Source organism: Pseudomonas sp. LRF_L74, assembly GCF_965644255.1.
In the GTDB taxonomy this organism is placed as follows: Bacteria; Pseudomonadota; Gammaproteobacteria; order Pseudomonadales; family Pseudomonadaceae; genus Aquipseudomonas.
In genome coordinates, this window is sequence record NZ_CBFFRH010000009.1 from 103525 (window position 1) to 123797 (window position 20273).

At 63.1% G+C, this 20273-nt stretch carries 16 protein-coding genes; 9 read left to right on the top strand and 7 right to left on the bottom strand.

Annotated elements, in window-relative coordinates; all coding sequences use genetic code 11:
• The first annotated feature begins 2 nt into the window (after positions 1–2).
• The 7 genes from ACSZPK_RS21400 to ACSZPK_RS21430 all read left to right on the top strand — a co-directional run bounded on the left by ACSZPK_RS21400 (position 3) and on the right by ACSZPK_RS21430 (position 8005).
• Positions 3–644 (top strand): YfgM family protein, encoded by a 642-nt coding sequence (locus tag ACSZPK_RS21400; protein ID WP_437883564.1) that lies wholly within the window; start codon positions 3–5, stop codon positions 642–644.
• A complete protein-coding gene (bamB, locus tag ACSZPK_RS21405) occupies positions 637–1788 on the top strand; it encodes an outer membrane protein assembly factor BamB (RefSeq protein ID WP_437883565.1) in 1152 nt (383 codons plus the stop codon). The genes ACSZPK_RS21400 and bamB overlap by 8 nt, the downstream gene beginning before the upstream one ends.
• Positions 1789–1861: 73 nt before the next feature.
• Complete coding sequence (gene der / locus ACSZPK_RS21410; RefSeq protein WP_437883566.1) at positions 1862–3322, top strand: ribosome biogenesis GTPase Der; 1461 nt, start codon at positions 1862–1864, stop codon at positions 3320–3322.
• Positions 3323–3717: 395 nt separating this feature from the next.
• A complete protein-coding gene (locus ACSZPK_RS21415; RefSeq protein WP_437883567.1) occupies positions 3718–4866 on the top strand; it encodes a pyridoxal phosphate-dependent aminotransferase in 1149 nt (382 codons plus the stop codon).
• A 180-nt stretch (positions 4867–5046) separates the two neighbouring features.
• A complete protein-coding gene (locus tag ACSZPK_RS21420) occupies positions 5047–5829 on the top strand; it encodes an amidohydrolase (RefSeq protein ID WP_437883568.1) in 783 nt (260 codons plus the stop codon).
• Positions 5830–5972: 143 nt separating this feature from the next.
• Positions 5973–6860, top strand: a complete 888-nt coding sequence (locus ACSZPK_RS21425) for a LysR substrate-binding domain-containing protein (RefSeq protein WP_437883569.1) — start codon at positions 5973–5975, stop codon at positions 6858–6860.
• Positions 6857–8005 carry a YbfB/YjiJ family MFS transporter gene (locus tag ACSZPK_RS21430; protein WP_437883570.1) on the top strand — a complete coding sequence of 383 codons (1149 nt, stop codon included), beginning with the start codon at positions 6857–6859 and terminating at the stop codon, positions 8003–8005. The genes ACSZPK_RS21425 and ACSZPK_RS21430 overlap by 4 nt, the downstream gene beginning before the upstream one ends.
• Before the next feature lie 31 nt (positions 8006–8036).
• On the opposite strand, the gene ACSZPK_RS21435 is transcribed toward ACSZPK_RS21430, so the two are convergent.
• The gene (locus tag ACSZPK_RS21435) at positions 8037–9095 is read right to left on the bottom strand and encodes an NAD(P)-dependent alcohol dehydrogenase (protein WP_437883571.1); all 1059 of its coding nucleotides are present in this window, start codon (positions 9093–9095) and stop codon (positions 8037–8039) included.
• A gap of 185 nt (positions 9096–9280) precedes the next feature.
• On the opposite strand from ACSZPK_RS21435, the gene ACSZPK_RS21440 reads away from it, so the two are divergent.
• Positions 9281–11233 carry a hypothetical protein gene (locus ACSZPK_RS21440; protein WP_437883572.1) on the top strand — a complete coding sequence of 651 codons (1953 nt, stop codon included), beginning with the start codon at positions 9281–9283 and terminating at the stop codon, positions 11231–11233.
• Positions 11234–11451: 218 nt separating this feature from the next.
• Here ACSZPK_RS21440 and leuA read toward each other — a convergent pair whose 3' ends face one another.
• Both leuA and ACSZPK_RS21450 read right to left on the bottom strand, forming a co-directional pair.
• Positions 11452–13128 carry a 2-isopropylmalate synthase gene (gene leuA, locus ACSZPK_RS21445; RefSeq protein WP_437883573.1) on the bottom strand — a complete coding sequence of 559 codons (1677 nt, stop codon included), beginning with the start codon at positions 13126–13128 and terminating at the stop codon, positions 11452–11454.
• A 297-nt stretch (positions 13129–13425) separates the two neighbouring features.
• Positions 13426–14664: a mechanosensitive ion channel family protein gene (locus tag ACSZPK_RS21450; RefSeq protein ID WP_437883574.1), complete on the bottom strand. Its 1239-nt coding sequence runs from the start codon at positions 14662–14664 to the stop codon at positions 13426–13428.
• Positions 14665–14748: 84 nt separating this feature from the next.
• On the opposite strand from ACSZPK_RS21450, the gene ACSZPK_RS21455 reads away from it, so the two are divergent.
• Entirely contained in the window at positions 14749–15150 is a 402-nt protein-coding gene (locus ACSZPK_RS21455) for a DUF6491 family protein (protein WP_437883575.1), read from the top strand.
• A 105-nt stretch (positions 15151–15255) separates the two neighbouring features.
• Here ACSZPK_RS21455 and ACSZPK_RS21460 read toward each other — a convergent pair whose 3' ends face one another.
• From ACSZPK_RS21460 to ACSZPK_RS21475, 4 genes are all read right to left on the bottom strand, one after another.
• Positions 15256–17688: a TonB-dependent siderophore receptor gene (locus ACSZPK_RS21460; protein ID WP_437883576.1), complete on the bottom strand. Its 2433-nt coding sequence runs from the start codon at positions 17686–17688 to the stop codon at positions 15256–15258.
• Positions 17689–17813: 125 nt separating this feature from the next.
• Positions 17814–18770 (bottom strand): DUF4880 domain-containing protein, encoded by a 957-nt coding sequence (locus ACSZPK_RS21465; protein ID WP_437883577.1) that lies wholly within the window; start codon positions 18768–18770, stop codon positions 17814–17816.
• Complete coding sequence (locus ACSZPK_RS21470; protein ID WP_437883578.1) at positions 18767–19291, bottom strand: sigma-70 family RNA polymerase sigma factor; 525 nt, start codon at positions 19289–19291, stop codon at positions 18767–18769. The genes ACSZPK_RS21465 and ACSZPK_RS21470 overlap by 4 nt, the downstream gene beginning before the upstream one ends.
• A 119-nt stretch (positions 19292–19410) precedes the next feature.
• Entirely contained in the window at positions 19411–20232 is an 822-nt protein-coding gene (locus tag ACSZPK_RS21475) for a peptidoglycan DD-metalloendopeptidase family protein (protein WP_437883579.1), read from the bottom strand.
• Between the last annotated feature and the right edge of the window lie 41 nt (positions 20233–20273).

Genomic DNA, 20273 nt, shown 5'->3' on the forward strand with positions numbered 1-20273 from the left:
CGGTGAGCATGACCGAAGAAGAACAACTGGCACAGATGAAGGACTGGTGGCAGCGCAATGGCAAACCCCTGGTAACCGGTGGTGTGTTGGCGCTGGCCCTGGTGTTCGGCTGGCAGGCCTGGAAAAAGCACGAGATCAACCAGGCCGAGGGCGCGTCCCTGGTCTACCAGCAGTTGCTGGAAACCAGCCTGAGCCAGACAGGCCAGCCGGATGGAGCCAAGGTCGCCGAACTGGTGAAGAAGCTCAACACGGACTACGCCGGCAGCCACTACGCTCAGTTCGGCCGCCTGTTCGCCGCCAAATACGCGGTGGAGAACGGCAAGCTGGACGATGCGGCCAACGAGCTCAAGGCCATCGTCGACAAGCCCGTCGACGCAGCCACTGGCGAACTGGCTCGCCAGCGTCTGGCGCGCGTCCTGGCGGCCCAGAACAAGGTCGAGGAAGGTCTGAAGCTGCTCGACGGCGAGACCGACAAGGCCTGGCAGTCCAGCCGCGAAGAAATCCGTGGCGACCTGCTGGTCCAGCTCGGTCGTAGCGACGAAGCCCACGCGGCTTACGAAAAGGCCAAGGCCAGCCTGGCCGATGATGCCGCCGTCGGCGGCCTGCAAATCAAACTAGACGACCTGGCGAAAGGGGATGCGTGACGTGAAGCGCTGGAAATACGCCGCACTGCTGGCACTGGCCGTCATGGCCGCAGGTTGCAGCAGCACTAGCAAGAATGAACTGCCACCGGCCGAACTGACCAAGTTCGATGCCGAGGTATCGCTGAAGACCCAGTGGAGCCGTTCCATCGGCGACGGCCAGGGCGACCTGTACAACATGCTGACACCGGTGGTCGACGGTGAGCGCCTGTACGCCGCTTCGGCCGATGGCCGGATCATGGCGCTGGACCGTAACAATGGCGACGTGTTCTGGAAGGTCGACACCGATTTGCCGATCTCCGGTGCGGTCGGCTTCGGTTACGGCCTGGTGCTGGTCGGCACCCTGCGCGGCGACGTGATCGCGCTGGATGCCGAGTCCGGCGAAGAAAAATGGCGCGCCAAGGTCACCAGCGAAGTGCTGTCCGCACCCGCCGTCAACGGCGACGTGGTGGTCATCCAGACCCAGGACGACCGCCTGATCGCGCTGGATGCCAGCACTGGCAACCAGCGCTGGATCTACGAAAACTCGCCGGCCGTACTGACCCTGCGCGGAACCAGCACGCCGATCCTGACCAGCCGCCTGGCCATCGCCGGCCTGTCTACCGGCAAGATCATCGCTGTCGATACCCAGCGCGGCATCCCGGTGTGGGAGCAGCGCGTGGCTCTGCCCCAGGGCCGTTCCGAACTGGAGCGGGTGGTCGATATCGACGGTGATCTGCTGCTCAGTGGCGAGACCCTGTATGTCGTCACCTACCAGGGCAAGGTCGCCGGTCTCGATGTCGAGAGCGGTCGTATTCTCTGGCAGCGCGATGCGTCCAGCTACGTCGGCCTGGCCCAGGGCTTCGGCAGCCTGTACCTGAGCCTGGCCAATGGCACCGTGGAGAGCCTCGACGAGCGTTCCAACACCGCGTTGTGGAGCAACGACGCCCTGGCCCGCCGCCAACTGTCCGCGCCCCAGGTGTTCTCCAGCTACGTGCTGGTCGGCGATCTGGAAGGCTATCTGCACCTGCTGAGCCAGGTCGATGGCCACTTCGTCGCTCGCGAGCGCATCGACAGCGACGGCCTGCGTGCCCGTCCGCTGGTGGTGGGCGATTGGATCTATGCATTCGGCAACAGCGGAAAACTGGTCGCGCTGACCATTCGCTAAGCTGAGTTGCAATGTTCGGCCGCTGCCGCCTGACGGTAGCGGCCGTTGTGTTTTCTGGATGTGGAGGAGCCCAATGGTTCCGGTAATCGCCCTGGTGGGCCGCCCCAACGTGGGCAAGTCGACCCTGTTCAACCGCCTGACCCGCACCCGCGACGCCATCGTCGGTGACCTGTCGGGCCTGACCCGCGACCGCCAATACGGTGAAGCCAAGTGGGAAGGGCGTAGCTACATCCTGGTAGACACCGGTGGCATCACCGGCGACGAGGAGGGCATCGACGAGAAGATGGCCGAACAGTCGCTGCTGGCCATCGAAGAGGCGGACGTGGTGCTGTTTCTGGTCGATGCCCGCGCCGGCATGGTCGCCAGCGACCAGATGATTGGCGAGCACCTGCGCAAGCGCAACAAGCGCAGCTTCCTGGTGGTGAACAAGGTCGACAACATCGACCCGGACATCGCCCGCGCCGAGTTCGCGCCTATGGGCCTGGGCGAAGCCCTGCCGATCGCCGGTGCCCATGGCCGTGGCATCAACCAGATGCTCGAAGCGGCGCTGGGCGATTTTCCCCGCGATGCGGAAGAAGAAGTCGACGAAGACGTCGCCGAGGGCGAGGAAGCCAAGCGCATCCCCGGTCCGAGCGAGAAGGATGGCATCAAGATCGCCATCATCGGCCGGCCCAACGTCGGCAAGTCGACCCTGGTCAATCGCATGCTCGGCGAAGAGCGCGTGGTGGTCTACGACCAGCCTGGAACCACCCGCGACAGCATCTACATTCCATTCGAGCGCAACGACGAGAAGTACACGCTGATCGACACCGCCGGGGTGCGCAAACGCGGCAAGATCCACGAGGAAGTGGAAAAGTTCTCGGTGGTGAAGACCCTGCAGGCGATCAAGGACGCCAACGTCGTGGTGTTCGTCATGGATGCCCGCGAAGGCGTGGTCGACCATGACCTCAACCTGCTCGGCTTCGCCATCGAGTCCGGCCGTGCCCTGGTCATCGCCCTGAACAAGTGGGATGGCATGGAACCGGGTGAGCGTGACTACGTGAAGACCGAGCTGGAGCGCCGGCTGTTCTTCGTCGACTACGCCGACATCCACTTCATCTCGGCACTGCATGGCACCGGTGTGGGCAACCTGTACAAGTCGGTACAGGCTTCGTTCAAGTCGGCCATCACCCGCTGGCCGACCAGCCGCCTGACGCAGATTCTCGAAGACGCGGTGCAGGAGCACCAGCCGCCGATGGTCAGCGGTCGCCGGATCAAGCTGCGTTATGCCCACCTCGGTGGCGCCAACCCGCCGCTGATCGTGATCCATGGCAACCAGGTCGAGGCGGTGCCGAAGTCCTACGTGCGCTACCTGGAGAACACCTTCCGCCGCGTGCTCAAGCTGGTCGGTACGCCGATCCGCATCGAGTTCAAGGGCGGTGAGAACCCCTTCGAGGGCAAGAAGAACACCCTCACCGACCGCCAGGTGAACAAGAAGCGCCGCTTGATGAGCCACCACAAGAAGGCCGAGAAGAAGCGCAAGGACAAGCGCTAGGTCCGGGGAAGCATTGGAGCGCGCATAGCGCGCTCCAGCAGATTTTGGCTGTGCGTGGTAAATCCTTTAGCCTTGCCTGTTTCTGATTGGCAGGGTTGAGGCAGAAGTGGAGCTTCTTTATTCCTCCGTCATTCCCGCGAAGGCGGGAATCCAAATGGGCCAGATCTTCTGGGTTCCCGCCTTCGCGGGAATGACGACTAAACATACCGCGCAATAATGGTCATAGCACGAACGCCCGCTCCTGCCTCCTAGCAGTCATTCAAGCTGAAACTTAAACAGCTCTTAGTCTTCACTTTTTGAATAAGCCCTCCGCTTATTTTCATAAGCCCGCGGCTGCTCTCGCTCAGCCGCATCGGCTATCCTGCCGGCTTCGCGCCAGCCAGCAGGAGCGCTGCATGTTGACCAGCAAGTTGCCGAATGTCGGCACCACCATTTTCACTCGCATGTCCCAGCTCGCCGCCGAAGTCGGCGCGCTCAACCTGTCCCAGGGGTTTCCCGATTTCGACGGGCCGCAGGCACTGCGCGAGGCTGTCGCGCGCCATGTGCTGGAGGGGCGCAACCAATATTCGCCGATGACCGGCCTGCCGGCGTTGCGTCAGCAGGTGGCGGCCAAGATCAGCCGCCTCTATGGCGTCGAGCGTGACCCGGACAGCGAGATCACCATCACGCCAGGCGCCACCGAGGCAATCTTCTGCGCGGTACAGGCGCTGATCCATCCGGGAGACGAGGCCATCGTCCTCGACCCCTGCTACGACAGCTACGAACCGTCGGTCGAGCTGGCGGGTGGCCGTTGCGTCCATGTGCCACTGGCATTGCCCGACTTCGCCGTGGACTGGCAGCGCCTGGCGGATGCGATCACCGGGCGTACCCGGCTGATCTTCATCAATTCGCCGCACAATCCCAGTGGCTCGCTGCTGTCCCGTGCCGATCTCGACCAGTTGGCGACGTTGATCCGAGGCCGTGATATCCATGTGATCAGCGACGAGGTCTATGAGCACCTGATCTACGATGGCCAGCGCCATGCCAGTGTGCTGGCCCACGAGGAACTCTACGCGCGTGCCTTCGTGGTCAGTTCCTTCGGCAAGACCTACCACGTGACGGGTTGGAAGACCGGCTACGTGGTGGCGCCGCCGGCCCTGACCGCCGAACTGCGCAAGATCCACCAGTACGTCAACTTCTGCGGCGTGACGCCCTTGCAGCATGCCCTGGCCGACTTCATGGCCAGCGATCCGCAGCATGTCGACGAACTGCCGGCGTTCTACCAGGCCAAGCGTGATCTGTTCTGCGACCTGTTGGCGTCGTCGCGCTTCAGCTTCACCCGCACGCCGGGCACGTATTTCCAGGTGGCCGACTACTCGGCGATTCGTCCGGACTTGGACGACGTGGCAATGTCCGAATGGCTGACCCGTGAGCACGGCGTGGCGACCATCCCGGTCTCGGTGTTCTACCAACAGCCGCCCAAGGACCTGCGACTGGTACGCTTCTGCTTCGCCAAGCGCGAAGAGACCTTGCGCGAGGCGGCGCAGAAGTTGGCTGCCATCTAGTGTTTACCGGCTCGATGAGGCAGTAGTGGATGTTTCGCCTTACCGTCATTTCCGCGAATGCGGGAGCCCAGAAGACTCGAGGCATCTGGTTTCCCGCCTTAGCGGGAATGACGAGTGGTCACCGATCACGGCGACTTCTGCCTCTAACCACCCGAACCTTCAATAGTCCCGGAAACGATCATGACCCAACGAGCCGACCTCAAGCTGGCGCTGATCCAGAGCGAACTGGATTGGCAGGATCCTGCCGCCAACCGCGCGCGTTTCGAGCCCTTGATCGAGCAGGCCCGTGGCAGCGACCTGATCGTCCTGCCGGAAATGTTCAGCACCGGCTTTTCCATGCATTCGGCCGAACTGGCCGAGCCGGAAAACGGACCGACCACGACATGGCTGCTGGAGCAGGCCAGGCGTATCGGCGCGGTGGTCACCGGCAGCCTGATCATCCAGGCCGCCGATGGCAGCTACCGTAACCGCCTGCTCTGGGCGCGCCCGGATGGCAGCCTCGCGCACTACGACAAGCGCCACCTGTTCCGCATGGCGGGCGAACACAAGCACTACACGGCCGGCGATGAGCAAGTGGTGCTGGAGGTGGCAGGCTGGAAGGTGCGTACGCTGATCTGCTACGACCTGCGCTTTCCGGTGTGGAGCCGCGATGCCGAGGGCACCGACCTGCTGCTGTACACCGCCAACTGGCCGGCTGCGCGACGCAAGCACTGGAATCGGCTGTTGCCTGCCAGGGCCATCGAGAACCTGTGCTACGTGGCAGCGGTCAATCGTATCGGCCTCGATGGCAAGGAGCATCCCTATAGCGGCGACAGCCAGGTGCTCGACTTCCAGGGGGATTCGCTGCTTGACGCCGGGGATGCGGATGGGGTCTTCCAGGTTTCACTGAGTGCCAGCGCATTGCATGACTACCGGGAGCGATTCCCGGCCTACAAGGATGCCGATGCTTTCATGATCGGCTAGGCGCTTGGAGATGTTGCCCGCTGCCTGGTTTCGTTTGCTGTGACCGCCGGAGTGACTGGAAATCTTTTTAAGAGATGGATAGGATTTTATTGATCTCAAAATAAGAATATATTGATGGCATCATTCTCCTCGGAAGATGTGCCATGGATCTTTCCTCTCTCGAAATTTTCGAGGCTGTCGCCGCTGAACTCAGTATCACCAAAGCGGCCGCGCTGATGGGGCGTGTGCAATCCAACGTGACCACACGCATCAAGGCCCTGGAACAGCAGATCGGCACCGACCTGTTCATTCGGGACAGCAATCGCCTGCGGCTGACCGACGATGGCGCTCGATTCCTCGAGTACAGCCGGCGCATCCGTGCCCTGGCGGATGAAGCGATTCAAGCCATGCATCCCGAAGAGCCGCGGGGAACGTTGCGCCTGGGATCGATGGAAAGCACTGCGGCAAGCCGGCTGCCTGCCGTGCTCAGCCGGTTCCACCGGGCCTTGCCCCAGGTTGGCCTGAGCATAGTGACAGGGACTTCCCAGTCGCTCATCGATCGCTTGCTGCTGGGTGATATCGATTGCGCCCTGGTGGCGATAGCGGCAGAGAAGGGGGCTGCCGTTGGCGATGTCTTACTGGCCCTGGGCCTGGAAGGCGCTCTGGCTTACGAGGAGGAGTTGCTGCTGCTGACCCCTCCCGGCGTAATGATCTCCGACATGGGCAGCTTGTCGCTGGCGGCCTTCGCCAAGGGCTGTACCTACCGCCTGCTGGCCCAGAACTTCCTCGACGCGCGTTATGGCGGGCGAGCCCTGACAACCCATGAGGTGGGTTCGTATCACGCGATGATGGCCTGTGTTGCCGCCGGACAAAGCGTCTGCGTGCTTCCGAGAAGCCTCCTGCAGCTTCAAGCGGAAGCCCAGAACTATCCAATACAGGCGCTGGCCCAGGTGCCGACCTGGCTGGTCTGGCGGCGTGGATTCGCCACCGCGGCGCTGCAGGCGTTCAGCGATACGATGGCCAGTGGTAGTACAGGCGGTGCTGCATCGTGAGCGTTGTCAGTCACCGTAGCCACAGCGATTCCAGCTCGGCACTCGCGGCTGCCCTGGTGATTGCGGTTGGCATGGGCTTCGGCCGCTTCGCATTTACCGGCGTTTATCCGGCGATGGTCAGCGAAGGTGTCTTGTCCGTGGGTGACGGCACGCTCGCTGCTTCAGCCAACTACCTCGGCTATCTGCTCGGTGCATTGCTTGCCGCCAAGTTGGGGGCGCATCACGCGCGGGCGTGGGCGATATCGGCGGTAGGGGCGACGGTGCTATGCCTGGCGTCCCTGGCATGGGTCGCGAGCCCGGCCTGGATCGTGGTGATCCGTGGGATAAGCGGTGTGTTCAGTGCGCTTTCGATGATTGCCGCATCGGTATGGCTGTTCCAGCATCGCGCGCATCCACAAGGCGCTCCGTTGCTGTTTGCCGGGGTCGGCTTCGGCATCGCCGTCTCGGCCGAACTGCTGGCGCTCGGACAGAGCCTTCGACTGGACTCCCATGCGCTGTGGGGGGCACTGGCGGTCGTGGCCTCGATCATCGGCGGTATCGGCCTGCTTCGACTCGAGAGCGACCCTGCCGAAGCCAGGCCTGGCGAACACGCTGCGGGAGGAGGAGAGTCGCCGAACGCTGCGACTCTGATCCTGATCTACGGGCTGGCGGGGCTGGGGTACATCATCACTGCGACCTACCTGCCGCTGCTCATCGGCGCTGCCATGCAGTCGATCAACCCGGTTCACCTCTGGGCGGTATTCGGGCTGGGGGCAGTGCCTTCCTGTTACCTCTGGCATCGCCTGAACGTCCGGCTCGGTAGCCAAAAAGCCTTGGCATTGAACCTGGTGCTTCAGGGGAGTGGTGTCGTGCTTCCGGCGTTGAGCGGGTCATTGCTGGCGTATTTGGCGAGTGCTCTCATCGTGGGCGCCACGTTCATGGGCACGGTCACCATCGCGATGCCGGCCGCGAAGCGGTTGAGTGTCTCGCCGAGGATCAACATGATGGCGGCGATGACCGCCGCCTACGGCATTGGGCAGATCGCCGGTCCCCTGTTGGCCGGGGGGCTTTATGCGCGCACCCACTCGTTTTCTCCTTCCCTGTGGATCGCCGCGGCTGCGCTCTGGCTGGCGGCCTTGCTCAGCCATACCAGGCGGGCAGGATGACGGTGCGCCAGCCCGGCGCACCGTCAGGCGTTCAGGCGGCCGATTTGCCCAATGAGGCCATGTCGATCACGAAGCGGTATTTCACATCGCTCCTGAGCATGCGCTCATAGGCCTCATTGATGTTCTGGATGTCGATCAGCTCGATGTCCGAGACGATCTTGTGGCGGGCGCAGAAATCGAGCATTTCCTGGGTTTCGGCGATGCCGCCGATCAGCGATCCGGCCAGGCGGCGGCGCTTGAAGATCAGGCTGAACACTTCCGGCGACGGGTGCGGCGACTCGGGCGCGCCGACCAGGGTCATGGTCGCGTCGCGCTTGAGCAGGCCGAGGAAGGCATCGAGGCTGTGCGGCGCGGCGACGGTGTTGAGGATGAAGTCGAAGCTGCTCGCGTGGGCGGCCATCTCGTCGGCGTTCTTCGACACCACCACTTCGGCGGCGCCCAGGCGCAAGGCGTCTTCGCGCTTGTTCGGCGAGGTGGTGAACAGCACCACGTGGGCGCCCATGGCGGCGGCGATCTTCACCGCCATGTGGCCGAGCCCGCCGAGGCCGACCACGCCGACCTTGTGCCCGGATTGCACGTTCCACTGGCGCAGCGGCGAGTAAGTGGTGATACCGGCGCACAGCAGCGGGGCGACGGCGGCCAGGTTATCGGTGTGGCTGATGCGCAGGACGAACTTCTGGTCCACCACGATGTGGTCCGAGTAGCCGCCATAGGTGTTTTCGCCACCGAATACCGGGCCGTTGTAGGTGCCGGTGAAGCCATTCTCGCAATACTGCTCCAGCCCGTCGGCGCAGGACGGGCAGCTCTGGCAACTGTCGACCATGCAGCCGACGCCGGCCAGGTCGCCGACCTTGAAGCCTTTGACATCGCTGCCGACCGCCGTCACCTTGCCAACGATCTCGTGGCCGGGAACCGAAGGGTACAGGGTGTTCTTCCACTCGTTGCGCACGGTGTGCAGGTCCGAGTGACAGACGCCGCAGAACAGGATGTCGATCTGCACGTCATTCGCGCCAACCCCACGGCGCTGGAACCTGTACGGTACGAGTGGGCTTTTGGCGTCTTGGGCGGCATAGCCGAGACTCTGGGTCATGGAAGGCTCCTTGAGCGTGAGGGAAACTGCCGAGCGAAAAAGCCTAATACAGGCGTGCGGCAGTCCGGTTGCCCGATCCTGTCGATCTGGGCTGGAGGAATGGGTAAGGCAGCCGTTGCCGGTCTTGCCGCAGCCTCCCACGCCCGCTAGCCTGTCTGTCCACCATGAACCTTCAGGCCTTTGCGATGACTAGCCGCACGCCTCTCGTCCCTGACGCCACGCCGCAACTTTCGAGCGAAGGACGGGCTGAACGTCTGGCGCCTGACTCCGGGCGACCGAGCGTTGGGCAGTGGTTCTGGGTGCGCGGCGACTGGTTTGGTTGCGTCGTGGCCATCGGCAGCAATTTCGTCGAACTGACCGGGCCGGCCAGCGGCAATGCCAGCCATCGGGCACGCATCCATTTCGATGAAGTCGCCGAGGCGCTATGCCATGAGCCGGATCACCAGCGGGTGCTGGGTGAGAAAATCGCGCAGAGCAAGGCGCGGGTCAGTGAGCTGATGACTGAAGTCCAGGTCCTGACGGCGAGCCTTGGCGTGGCGCCGAAACACGCCCTGGAGTACTCCCACGTCTCGGCCAGCACGGAGCTGGCGCGGATCGGGGCACGAAGCGATATCGAGGCCTACAAGCAGGCGCTGCTGCTGGCGCAGAAAGAGGCACTGCCCAGGTTGCGCACACAACTGCGCCAGGCCAACGAGACCCTGGCCAGTTGGATCGGCGCCGAGATGATACCGCTGCAGGCGCTCGCCGCGCAGAGCACCGATGTGGTCGAGCAGATCCATGAACGGATGTTCAGTATCGAGCTGTACGCCGGCCTGGCCGAGGACGTGCATCGGTTCGCCGATGGCGAGCCGGCTGCCGCGAACGAGAAGCTGCGGGTCTTCCAGCGCATGCTGTTCTGCGACGAGGAGGCTTTGCTCGCCTATGACAGCGGTGGTCTGGAGATCAGCGACCTGGCGTCCTTCCAGGCGTGGCTGAAGCAGCCTCGCAACCGTGACCGTATCCTGCCGTTTCCACGTTGCCTGGTGGCGATGCGCGTCCGGCGCGAGGCCAAGGAGCGTGACAACGACGGTTCGTTGCTGCTGTTGATGCACAACCTGGCGCTGCAGGAGGCCGATGCCAGCACATTCCTGTTCATTCGCAACGGCGAACGCTTGTATCGCATCAGCACCGCCCTGCAATTCGATGAGTTGATCTTCCCCGACCGCGCCGGTTTCGACCCCGCCGAGCCGATGATGATCAAGCGGGTCGGCAAACGGGTCGACCAGCGCATCACCCGCCGCGAGTTCGACTCGCGGCTCGCTGCCCATGAGGCATGGCAGATGCGCCTCGATGCCTGGGAGCGCGCGCATCCGCGTGCCGCCTGGGAGGCGCAGCATCCCGGCCAGAACTATTACCGGGCCAACCCGCACCGTTTGCGCGAGGATGGCGATCATGCCTTCCAGCCCGGCGACTGGGAGCCATTCGATGCCAGCAACGTGCATTACGACGAAGCGCTCGCCGGCATGGCCGCGCAGGTCAGGCAATACAATCGGGTCGCGGTGATCATCCAGGGGCTGTTCGATCGCTCCGACTGCCTGGAGCCGCATCCGCCCGTACAGGGTTGGACTGCCGAGGGCTTCGAGCGGGCCATCGAGCTGGTCTACGACGGCGCCGGGCTGGCTCATGCCGAACCACCCTGTTTCGAGTCCTATCGGGCGCGTTGCAATGCGCTGATCGACCGCGATTCGATTCTGGTTGGCCAGCAATTGGTGTGGATGCAAAGAGAAGCCGAGCGCGAGTGCCGCCGGATCGACAAGGACCCGCGCAGCAACAACGGCACTCGCAGGCCACGGCTGTTCGAGCCCGAGGGCGATCCTGGCCCTGGCTACCTGGCGCGTCCCGCCACGATCAGGCCGAAGGCGCGGCAGGCGATGTTCGCCTGGCTGCGGGAACGCCGTTCGGGAGGTGGGCAGGGGCTGGTTCGCGCGACCCTGAGCGTGCCGTTCGATGAGCTGTTCAATGTCAGTGCCTACACGCCGGGCGACTACCGGATGTTCTTCCAGGACCCACGCACCCGCCGGCAATACCTGAAGTGGGCGCCGCTGCTGATGGCGGCCGAGGATTACCACCAGGGACGGCGAGTGGTGAATGAGGCGTAGTCCCCATGAAAAAGCCCGGAGCATCAGGTTGTGTGAAAACTACTGCGCTCGCTCATGCGGCGTTAAAAACCGGCTGGAATGCCAGCCCAGTCAAAATGCTCATTTACAACGCGTAAACTGCGCTTTTTCGCCGGTTTTTGCCTTGCCTGACCGTCGCTCGCTACGTTTTCACACAGCCTGAGCATCTTGTGATGTTCCGGGCTTTTTGATGAGGCGGATCAGGCCGCCTGGGCTTTTTCCTCGGCTTGCCTGAGTGCACGGTTCAGGGCGCTGAACAGGGCGCGGAAGCTCGCCGTGGTGATGTTGGCGTCGATGCCGATGCCGTGCAGCGGGCGTTGGCCCTCCAGGCGGATCTCGATGTAGGACGCCGCCTTGGCATTGGCCCCCGCACCGATGGCGTGCTCATGGTAATCCATGATCTCCACCGCCACCGGAAGGCTCGATACCAGGGCTTCCAGCGGGCCTTTGCCGGCGCCGTTCCAGCGCTGTACCTGGCCGTCCTGCTGCACTTGCAGTTCTACGCTGCTATCACCGTTCTCTTCCTGCAGGCGATGGCTCTTCAGGGTGTAGGGCGCATCGGCCTTGAGGTATTCGGACTCGAGCAGGCTGTAGATCTGTTGCGCGGTCATTTCCAGGCCAAGGCGGTCGGTTTCGCGCTGGACCACCTGGCTGAACTCGATCTGCATGCGGCGCGGCAGGCTGATGCCGTACTCCTGTTCGAGCAGGAAGGTGATGCCGCCCTTGCCCGATTGGCTGTTGACACGGATCACCGCCTCGTAGTCGCGGCCGATGTCGGCCGGGTCGATCGGCAGGTACGGCACTTCCCAGAGGGCGTCTGCCTGTTGCTGGGCAAAGCCTTTGCGGATGGCGTCCTGGTGCGAGCCGGAGAAGGCGGTGTGGACCAGGTCGCCGACATAGGGGTGGCGCGGGTGTACCGGGATCTGGTTGCAGTCTTCGACCACCTTGCGCACGGCATCGATGTCGGAGAAGTCCAGTTTCGGGTCGATGCCCTGGGTGTAGAGGTTCAGCGCCACGGTGACCAGGCAGACGTTGCCGGTACGCTCGCCGTTGCCGAACAGGCAGCCCTCGACGCGGTCGGCGCCGGCCATCAGGCCCAGCTCGGTGGCGGCCACGCCGGTGCCACGGTCGTTGTGGGTGTGCAGGCTGATGAGCACGCTGTCGCGCCGCTCGACATGACGGCCGAACCACTCGATCTGGTCGGCGTAGTTGTTCGGCGTGGCGTTCTCGATGGTGGCCGGCAGGTTGAGGATCAGCTTGTTCGCCGGGGTCGGCTGGAACACCTCGATCACCGCGTTACAGACCTCGACGGCGAAGTCGATCTCGGTGCTGCTGAACACTTCCGGTGAGTACTCGAAGCCCCACTCGGTGCCAGGCGTGGCGTCGGCGATGCGCTTGATGGTCTTGCCGGCGGCCACGGCGATGGCTTTGACGCCGGCCTTGTCCTGGTTGAAGACGATCTTGCGAAAGCTCGGCGCGCAGGCGTTGTAGTAGTGGACGATGGCCTTCTTGGCGCCCTTGAGCGATTCGAAGGTGCGCTCGATGAGGTCGTCGCGGGCCTGGGTCAGCACCTGGATGGTCACATCGTCAGGGATGTGGCCGCCTTCGATCAGCTCACGGACGAAGTCGAAGTCGGTCTGCGAGGCGGAGGGGAAGCCCACTTCGATTTCCTTCAGGCCCACGGCCACCAGGCACTTGAAGAAGCGCATCTTCTTCTCGGCGTCCATCGGCTCGATCAGCGACTGGTTGCCGTCGCGCAGGTCGGTGGACAGCCAGATCGGCGCCTGGTCGATGATCTTGTCCGGCCAGGTGCGGTCGGGAATGTTGATCGGCGTGAAGGCGCGGTATTTCTGCGACGGGTCTTTGAGCATGGTCATCGGGAAAATCCTGGTGTCGGCGGGCAGGCCGGGGAAAACGAAAGGGTTGGCGAACAGCGGTTTTCAGCTACGCAGTCGGGGGCTGACCAGGCGTAGGCAGGCGTGTTGGCGCAACAGGATGAGGGTGTGGGCGATGTTCATGGAGCAAACCCTACGCTTCGCAGGTTAAAGCTGGCAAGTCTCGCTCGAAAAACGCTGTTTTATTGCGTTGAAGTGCGTGTCGGATTAATTTTTTTGTGCTGGAAGTGGGTTTTCATTGTGCTGGCTTGCGCGCACCTTCACGGTGCGCGCCAATCCTCATCGAGCCTTCATCACGGCCTGGAAATCGTTACCGCTTGGATGCTGGAACACCCGCAGGCCGAACTCCGGGAGGATCGCCAGCAAGTGGTCGAAGATGTCCGATTGAATGCTTTCGTACTGCGCCCAGACCGTGGTGTTGGTGAAGCAGTAGACCTCCAGTGGCAGGCCGTCCGACGTTGGGCTGAGCTGGCGCACCAGCAGGGTCATGTGCTGATGCACGCCGGGGTGGCTGCGCAGGTAACGTTCGACGTAGGCGCGGAACGAACCGATGTTGGTCACCCGGCGGGTGTTCACCGGTTCCTTGCCGCGCTCTTCCAGCTTCTGGTTCCAGGCGGCGAGTTCCTCGGCTTTCTTGGTCAGGTAGTCGTCGAGCAGACTGAAGCGATGCAGGCGGCGCGACTCCTCGCCATCGAGAAAATGCACGCTGCTCTGGTCGATCAGCACGCTGCGTTTGATCCGCCGTCCGCCGCTCTCGCGCATGCCCCGGTAATTCTTGAACGGATCGGTGAGGAAGCGCTTGGTCGGTACTGTGGTGATGGTCTTGTCGAAGTTCTGGATCTGCACGGTGTGCAGGGCGATGTCGGTCACGTCGCCGTCGGCACTCAGGGTCGGCATCTCCACCCAGTCGCCGACGCGGATCAGGTCGTTGGAGGAAATCTGCACGCTGGCCACCAGCGACAGTAACGTGTCCTGGAAGATCAACATCAGCACCGCGGCCATGGCGCCAAGGCCCGATAGCAGGATCAGCGGCGAGCGGTCGATCAAGGTGGCGATGATGAGGATGGTGGTAACGGCGTAGAGGACGATCTTGCTGACCTGGATGTAGCCCTTGATCGGCCTCAGGTGAGCGTCGGCGCGGCGCTGGTAGAGGGTGTTGGCCAGGGTCAGGCAGCCGCCAAGGGCCAGGGCGATGGTCAATACGATGAAGGCGCCGCAGACATTGCGCACGATCTCTACCAGCGCATCGGGCAGCTCCGGGACCAGCTTGACCCCGACCGAGAGAATCAGCGCTGGCACGATGTTGGCCAGACGGCGGATGATGTTCACATCTTTCAGCGATGGGTCCTGGCCCAGCGCGGTCGAGCGCAAGGCGCGGACCAAGGTGCGCACCAGCAGGTGCTTGACCAGCCAACTGGCCAGCCATGCGCCAAGGACCAGCAGTCCAAGGCAGACCAGCGTGTACAGGTGGGGATAGCGCTGTAGCCAGTCGAGCGCGGCGTTGTACTGTTCGGGCATGGTTCTCTCTATTGCCGAGGGCGTGGGGCGCGTACCTTATCAAATGAAGCATTGCGAAATAGGGCGAGCGGAGGTGTATGACACATGAAGAAAGCAATCGTCACCGCAACATTGGCCTTGCTGCTGGCGGGTTGTGCGGGCGCTCCGAAGCTGGATGAAAGCGCGCCGCTGGACGAGCGTCTGGCACGGCTTGGCTATCGACAGGCCGAGGCGGTCGATCAGGTGCAGCGCTTTGACATCGACGGCTGGCAGTACCTGGACAAGCAGCACATCGTCCTTGGCCAGGGCGTGGGCAGGGCCTACCTGATCAGCTTCAGCCGGCCCTGCCGCAACCTGGCGTTCAGCAACACGCTTGGCTACAGCACCACGGTCGGCAACCTGACGAAGCTGGACCGGATCGTTTCCACCGACGGCAGCGGCTTTCCCGAACATTGCCTGGTCGGGGAGATGCATCGGTTGGAGAAGGTGGCGAAGAAGGGCGAGTGAGCGATCCGCGACAAAAGCAAGACATCGCCTCGCGCGCATGGCGCTCCTGCTGGGGTCGTAGCAGACCCCGCCCCGCAGGCGTGCCATGCGCGCGAAGCTGGAGCCTTAGAACTCTCCGCGCAGGGTCAGGGCGAAGTTGCGGGGATCGCCGTAGTAGTAGTTGATGCCGGTCGCGCCAATCTTCTTGTAGTAGTACTTGTCGAAGATGTTGTTGGCGTTGAACTGCACTGAGTAGTGGTCGTTGAAGCGATAGCCGAGCATGGCGTTGTAGATCGCGTAGCCGCCCTGTTCAGCGCGTACCGCGCGACCGTTGTAGGTGCCGGTGGCATAGATGTCGCTCTGTGCCTGCACTCCAGCGCCGATGTTCCAGGCGGACAACTGGCCGGGCAGGCGATAGCTGGTGAACAACCGCAACTGATGCTTGGGATCGTTGGTACGCAGGGCGTTGCCCTGATTGGTGGCGGAGTCCTTCAGGTACTCGGTCTTGGTGTAGGTGTAGCCCGCGCTGAGTTGCCAGTCAGGCAGGATTTCTCCGGACAGCTCCATTTCCAGGCCTTCGCTGCGGCTCTTGCCGGCGGAGACCATGCACGAGCCGACGACGTTGTTGGGCAGGCAGGCCAGATTGACTGCATCGGCATCCGCCAGCGCTTTGCCAATCAGGTTGGTACGGAATACCGAGATGGCGCTGTTCAGGCGACCCTCGAAGTATTCCCCTTTGAGACCGACCTCGTAGACCTCGCCAGTCATGGGTTGCAGGAGCGAGCCCGAGACGTCGTAGCTGCTTTGCGGCGCGAAGATCTCGGTGTAGCTGGCATAGGCGCTGAGGTTGTCGCTCAGGTCGTAGACCAGGGCGCCGTATGGCACGATTTCCTGGCTGACCCTGTAGTCGCCAGTGGCACTGGTACGGATATCGTAGTCATACCAATTCATTCGCGCGCCGAGTTGCGCGGTCAGGGGCTCCGCCAGCGACAGGCTGAGCGTGGCGAAGATCGCTTTCTCGGTGGTTACCGTGCGGCTGGCGGGCGAGGGCGTAAACGTCCCACGAGGAATGGCAGAGGGATTCCAGGTACGAATGTCCACGTTGCTCAACAGGTTGACCGCGCCCGTCTCGGTCCCGGTCTGATCGACTTCGTTGTACTCCGCGCCTACGCTCAGGCGATGCTCTCGACCCAATAGCTGGAAAGGACCATTGAGCACACTGGAGAAATTATCGTAGAGCGTTTCACCGCCGCCGTCGTTGAACGTTCCAGAAACGTTGAACAGATATGGATTGGTTGTGCTCGAGCGCTGGATATAGGTCTGCTGGAAGCCATGGTCCTTGAAGGCGAAGCGGGAGTGGCTGGCGCTCACCTTCAGATTCCAGTCGTTCTGGAAACGATGTTCCAGCTCGGTGAACAGGCGCATGTTGGTACGGTCCCAGCGATTCCAGTTGGCGCCGAGGAAGGTGTCGCGCGACATCTTCAAGGCCGAGCCGTCGAAGTCGGCGGGGATGTTCCCCCAAGTGCCGGTCGTTTCCAGGTCGATGTATTCCAGGCCGGCGGTGACGGTAGTGTCTTCATTCAGGTCTGCGGCCAGTACGCCATACAGGGCGCTCTTGCGTTCCATCTTGGAATCCTGGAACGAGTCGCCGTCGTCATGCACGGCAATGAAGCGGCCACGAATCTTGCCACCTTCCAGCAACGGCCCGGATACGTCGGCGACGTAGCGATTGGCGTTCCACGAGCCCAAGGTATAGCTACCCGAGGCCTTGAAATCGTACGTCGGACGTTTGCGCACGATATCCACCGTGCCCGAGGGATTGCCGGAGCCTCGTAGCATGCCGCTCGCCCCGCGCAGGACTTCGACGTGGTCGATGGTCGCTGCGTCGGGTTGGATGAAGTTGCCCGCGCCGGCGTTCTGGTTGATCCGCGCACCGTCGAACTGGATGGCGTCGATCTGGTAGCCACGGGCGTAGTAGGTGACCCGTTCACTGTCGACATAATCGACAGCCACACCGGGCGTCTGGTACAGCATCTCGGTCAGATTGGTGAGGTGCTGGTCTTCGATGCGTTGCGCAGTCAACACGCTCACCGACTGTGGCGTGCGGCGCAGTGATTGCGGAGTCTTGCCGATGGACAGCGTGCCGGTGGTGTAGGAACTGGTGCCTTCGGTGACACTTCCCAGGCCCGTGCTGCTGATTGCGGTGGCGCCCAGTTCGAGGGCCGCACCAGCGTCGACGCGTTCGCTCAGGACATAGCTGTCGTTGCCATGATTCACCACTTCAAGGTTGGTACCTTGAAGCAGCTGGCCAAGGGCCTGGTCTATCGAGTAATCGCCTTGCAGCCCCGACGAGCTCTTGCCTGCGGTCTGCTGTGGCGTGCTGGCCAGGGTGATACCGGCGGCCCTGGCGAACTGGTTGAGCACGTCGGCCAGTGGGCCGGCGGCGATCGAGAAACGTTGCGTACTGACGCTGCTACCCGACTCAGCGGCGAGCAGGCTGGTTGGGGCTGCGAGCCCGATGGCTGCGCCGAACAGGGCGCTGCGCAGGGCGCGGGTCATGGGAGTGAGGCGGACGTAAGGGGTCATCATGTCGAAGGATGGGCTCGTAAATAGGAATGGTTTTTCTTCCTTGCCGATCCAGCGCAGAAAACCCGACAGAAATTCTTTACATGCTTTGCAATGTTTCAGGCCGCTTGCACGCTGACCCACCAGCGCGTCATGTAGCGCACGCGTACGGGCAGGGTCTGGGCCATGATGTTCAGCAGTTCGTCGGTATCGCTCAGACGAAATACGCCCGACAGGCGCAGCTCGGCGATGTCGGCGGCGCAACCGATGTGCCCGGGACGATAGCGCTCGACCTCGCCGAGGAAATCCCCGAGACGCATGTCACGGCTGACGATCAGCCCCTCGCGCCAGGCGCTCGGGTCGAGGCCGTTGCCGTCCTGTCGCGATACTTCGCCAGCGTTGACCCGGTAGCGCTGACCTGAAACGGCCTGAAAGGCCGGAATGGCGGCGATGCCGACCTGGCCGCGCTCGACCGTCAGGCTGGTACTGGCTTCTCCGAGGCGCAGGCCAAAGGCCGCTTCGCTGAAGGCCGGCACCTCGAACAGCCCGTGGGGGGTGCGTACCCCGAGGGACAGGGGGTTGTCTTGAGCGCTGCTGACGAACAGCTCGCCACGACGCAGATCGATCGATTGGCGCTGGGCGTCCGTGTGCAGGTCGAGAGCGCTGTCGGTATTGATATCCAGGGCAATGGCATCATTCAACGCCAGATGGCGGCGCTCGCCGACACTGGTTGCCTGGTCCGCCAGCAACGGTTGAACGATGGACAGGTCGCGAGCGAGCCAGGTGCCGCCGCCAAGGGCCGCGCCCAGCGAGAGCAGCTTCAAGGCCTGGCGTCGATGCAGGCGCGTGGCCGAGTTCTCCAGCGTGGCCACTGTCCCCGAGGGCAGGGCGCCGAGCTCATGGGAGAGCTCCGACTGCAGGCCGCTGACGCGTTGCCAGATGCGCTCATGCCTGGCGTCCTGTCGCCGCCATTGCTCGCATTGCCGGTGCAGCGCGGGATCGTTGTCGTGTTGCAGGCGGACCAGCCAGGCGATTGCCTGGCGAATCCGCTGTTCTTCGGCGTCCGCTGTGCTCAAGGCCGTGGCTCGTCGGCGTAGCGCAGCAGGTAGCAGTGATAGAGCGCGTCGGCGATGTAGCGCTCCACCGAGCGCACGGAGATACCCAGGCGCTCGGCGATCTGCTTGTGGGCCAGCCCTTCGCATTGGGCCAGCAGGAATGCGCTGCGCACCCGTGGCTTGAGACCGTCGAGCATCACCGCGATACGTTCCAGCAACTCCAGTACGGTCTCGCGCGTTTCGGGCGAAGGCGCTTCTGCCTCGGGCAGGTGGGCGATGCTTTCCAGCCAGGCGCGCTGCAGTTCCTCACGGCGCCAGTGATCGATCACCAGGCCACGGGCAACGGTTCGCAGGAAGGCGCGCGGTGTCTCGATGGCGCTCAGGTCGCAGCGCTGGATCACCTTGAGGAAGGTGTCATGGGCAAAGTCCGCCGCATCGCTGGCATTGCCCAGGCGCCCGCGCAGCCATGACTTCAACCAGCTGTGGTGGTCGTTGTAGAGCGTGTGGAGGGCGTTGCGTTGCGGCGGATCGAGGACGGGCATGACTGCATTATTGCATTTGATAATTCATCGCATTGTCATTGGCGACGCGTTGCTTTGCAATGCCGTGGTTCACGGTTCGATGGATGGCACGATCCTGTTGGACTATAGGGCCGGGATTGTCAGGGCTGGAAATGGCCGATGAAGATCGCCGGATCGACACGTACGTCGTTGAGGCTGACGTTCCAGTGCATGTGCGGACCGGTGGCGCGCCCGGTGGCTCCGACCCGACCGATCAGACCGCCGCGGGTCAGTTCCTGGCCGAGTTTCACGTCGATCTTCGACATGTGGCAGAACATGCTGATCAGCCCCTGGCCGTGGTCGACGAACACCGTGCGACCGTTGAAGAAGTAGTCGCCGACGAGGATGACCTTGCCGGCCGCCGGAGCCTTGATCGGCGTGCCGGCGCCGACGGCGAAGTCCAGGCCGGCATGCGGGTTGCGCTCTTCGCCATTGAAGAAACGGCGCACGCCGAACGGGCTGGACAGCGGGCCATCGACCGGTTTGTCGAACATCAGGTTGCTCGGCTGGCGCGGGCTGAACTGGGCGTAGGCGCGATTCTGCTCGTCCAGCTCACGTTCGATGCGCTTGAGGTTGTCGGCGTTCGGATTGACCTGCTGGGTGTTCTTCAGGGTGATGCGCTGCTCGCGATAATGCTTGCTGCCCACCTTGAAGCCGACCGCCTTGCCATCGACCAGCGCGCTTTGCTGGCCGGTGGGCGTCTTCAACGGGATGCCGACGATGGCCAGCCACTGCCTGCCTTCTTCGCGTACCACCAGTACCCGCTTGCCCTGATAGGTCACCTTGGGCGCAGCGGCCGCATCGCCCAGCGCCAGTACGGCAACGCCGCCAGGCACGGGCTTGTTCAGCAGGCGGCTGATGAAGCCATCGGCGTGGGCGGGCAAGGCCATTAGCAGGGTGAGGCAGATGATCAGACGGGACATGGGAGACCTATGCAAGAGCGCGAAAGACGCGCGGGAGAATG

What these genes read in the sequence shown, in the direction of transcription:
- bamB (WP_437883565.1), top strand. Translation starts at nt 637, where the DNA reads ATGCGTGACGTGAAGCGCTGGAAATACGCCGCACTGCTGGCACTGGCC.
- der (WP_437883566.1), top strand. Translation starts at nt 1,862, where the DNA reads ATGGTTCCGGTAATCGCCCTGGTGGGCCGCCCCAACGTGGGCAAGTCG.
- ACSZPK_RS21415 (WP_437883567.1), top strand. Translation starts at nt 3,718, where the DNA reads ATGTTGACCAGCAAGTTGCCGAATGTCGGCACCACCATTTTCACTCGC.
- ACSZPK_RS21420 (WP_437883568.1), top strand. Translation starts at nt 5,047, where the DNA reads ATGACCCAACGAGCCGACCTCAAGCTGGCGCTGATCCAGAGCGAACTG.
- ACSZPK_RS21425 (WP_437883569.1), top strand. Translation starts at nt 5,973, where the DNA reads ATGGATCTTTCCTCTCTCGAAATTTTCGAGGCTGTCGCCGCTGAACTC.
- ACSZPK_RS21435 (WP_437883571.1), bottom strand. Translation starts at nt 9,095, where the DNA reads ATGACCCAGAGTCTCGGCTATGCCGCCCAAGACGCCAAAAGCCCACTC.
- ACSZPK_RS21440 (WP_437883572.1), top strand. Translation starts at nt 9,281, where the DNA reads ATGACTAGCCGCACGCCTCTCGTCCCTGACGCCACGCCGCAACTTTCG.
- leuA (WP_437883573.1), bottom strand. Translation starts at nt 13,128, where the DNA reads ATGACCATGCTCAAAGACCCGTCGCAGAAATACCGCGCCTTCACGCCG.
- ACSZPK_RS21450 (WP_437883574.1), bottom strand. Translation starts at nt 14,664, where the DNA reads ATGCCCGAACAGTACAACGCCGCGCTCGACTGGCTACAGCGCTATCCC.
- ACSZPK_RS21455 (WP_437883575.1), top strand. Translation starts at nt 14,749, where the DNA reads ATGAAGAAAGCAATCGTCACCGCAACATTGGCCTTGCTGCTGGCGGGT.
- ACSZPK_RS21460 (WP_437883576.1), bottom strand. Translation starts at nt 17,688, where the DNA reads ATGACCCGCGCCCTGCGCAGCGCCCTGTTCGGCGCAGCCATCGGGCTC.
- ACSZPK_RS21470 (WP_437883578.1), bottom strand. Translation starts at nt 19,291, where the DNA reads ATGCCCGTCCTCGATCCGCCGCAACGCAACGCCCTCCACACGCTCTAC.
- ACSZPK_RS21475 (WP_437883579.1), bottom strand. Translation starts at nt 20,232, where the DNA reads ATGTCCCGTCTGATCATCTGCCTCACCCTGCTAATGGCCTTGCCCGCC.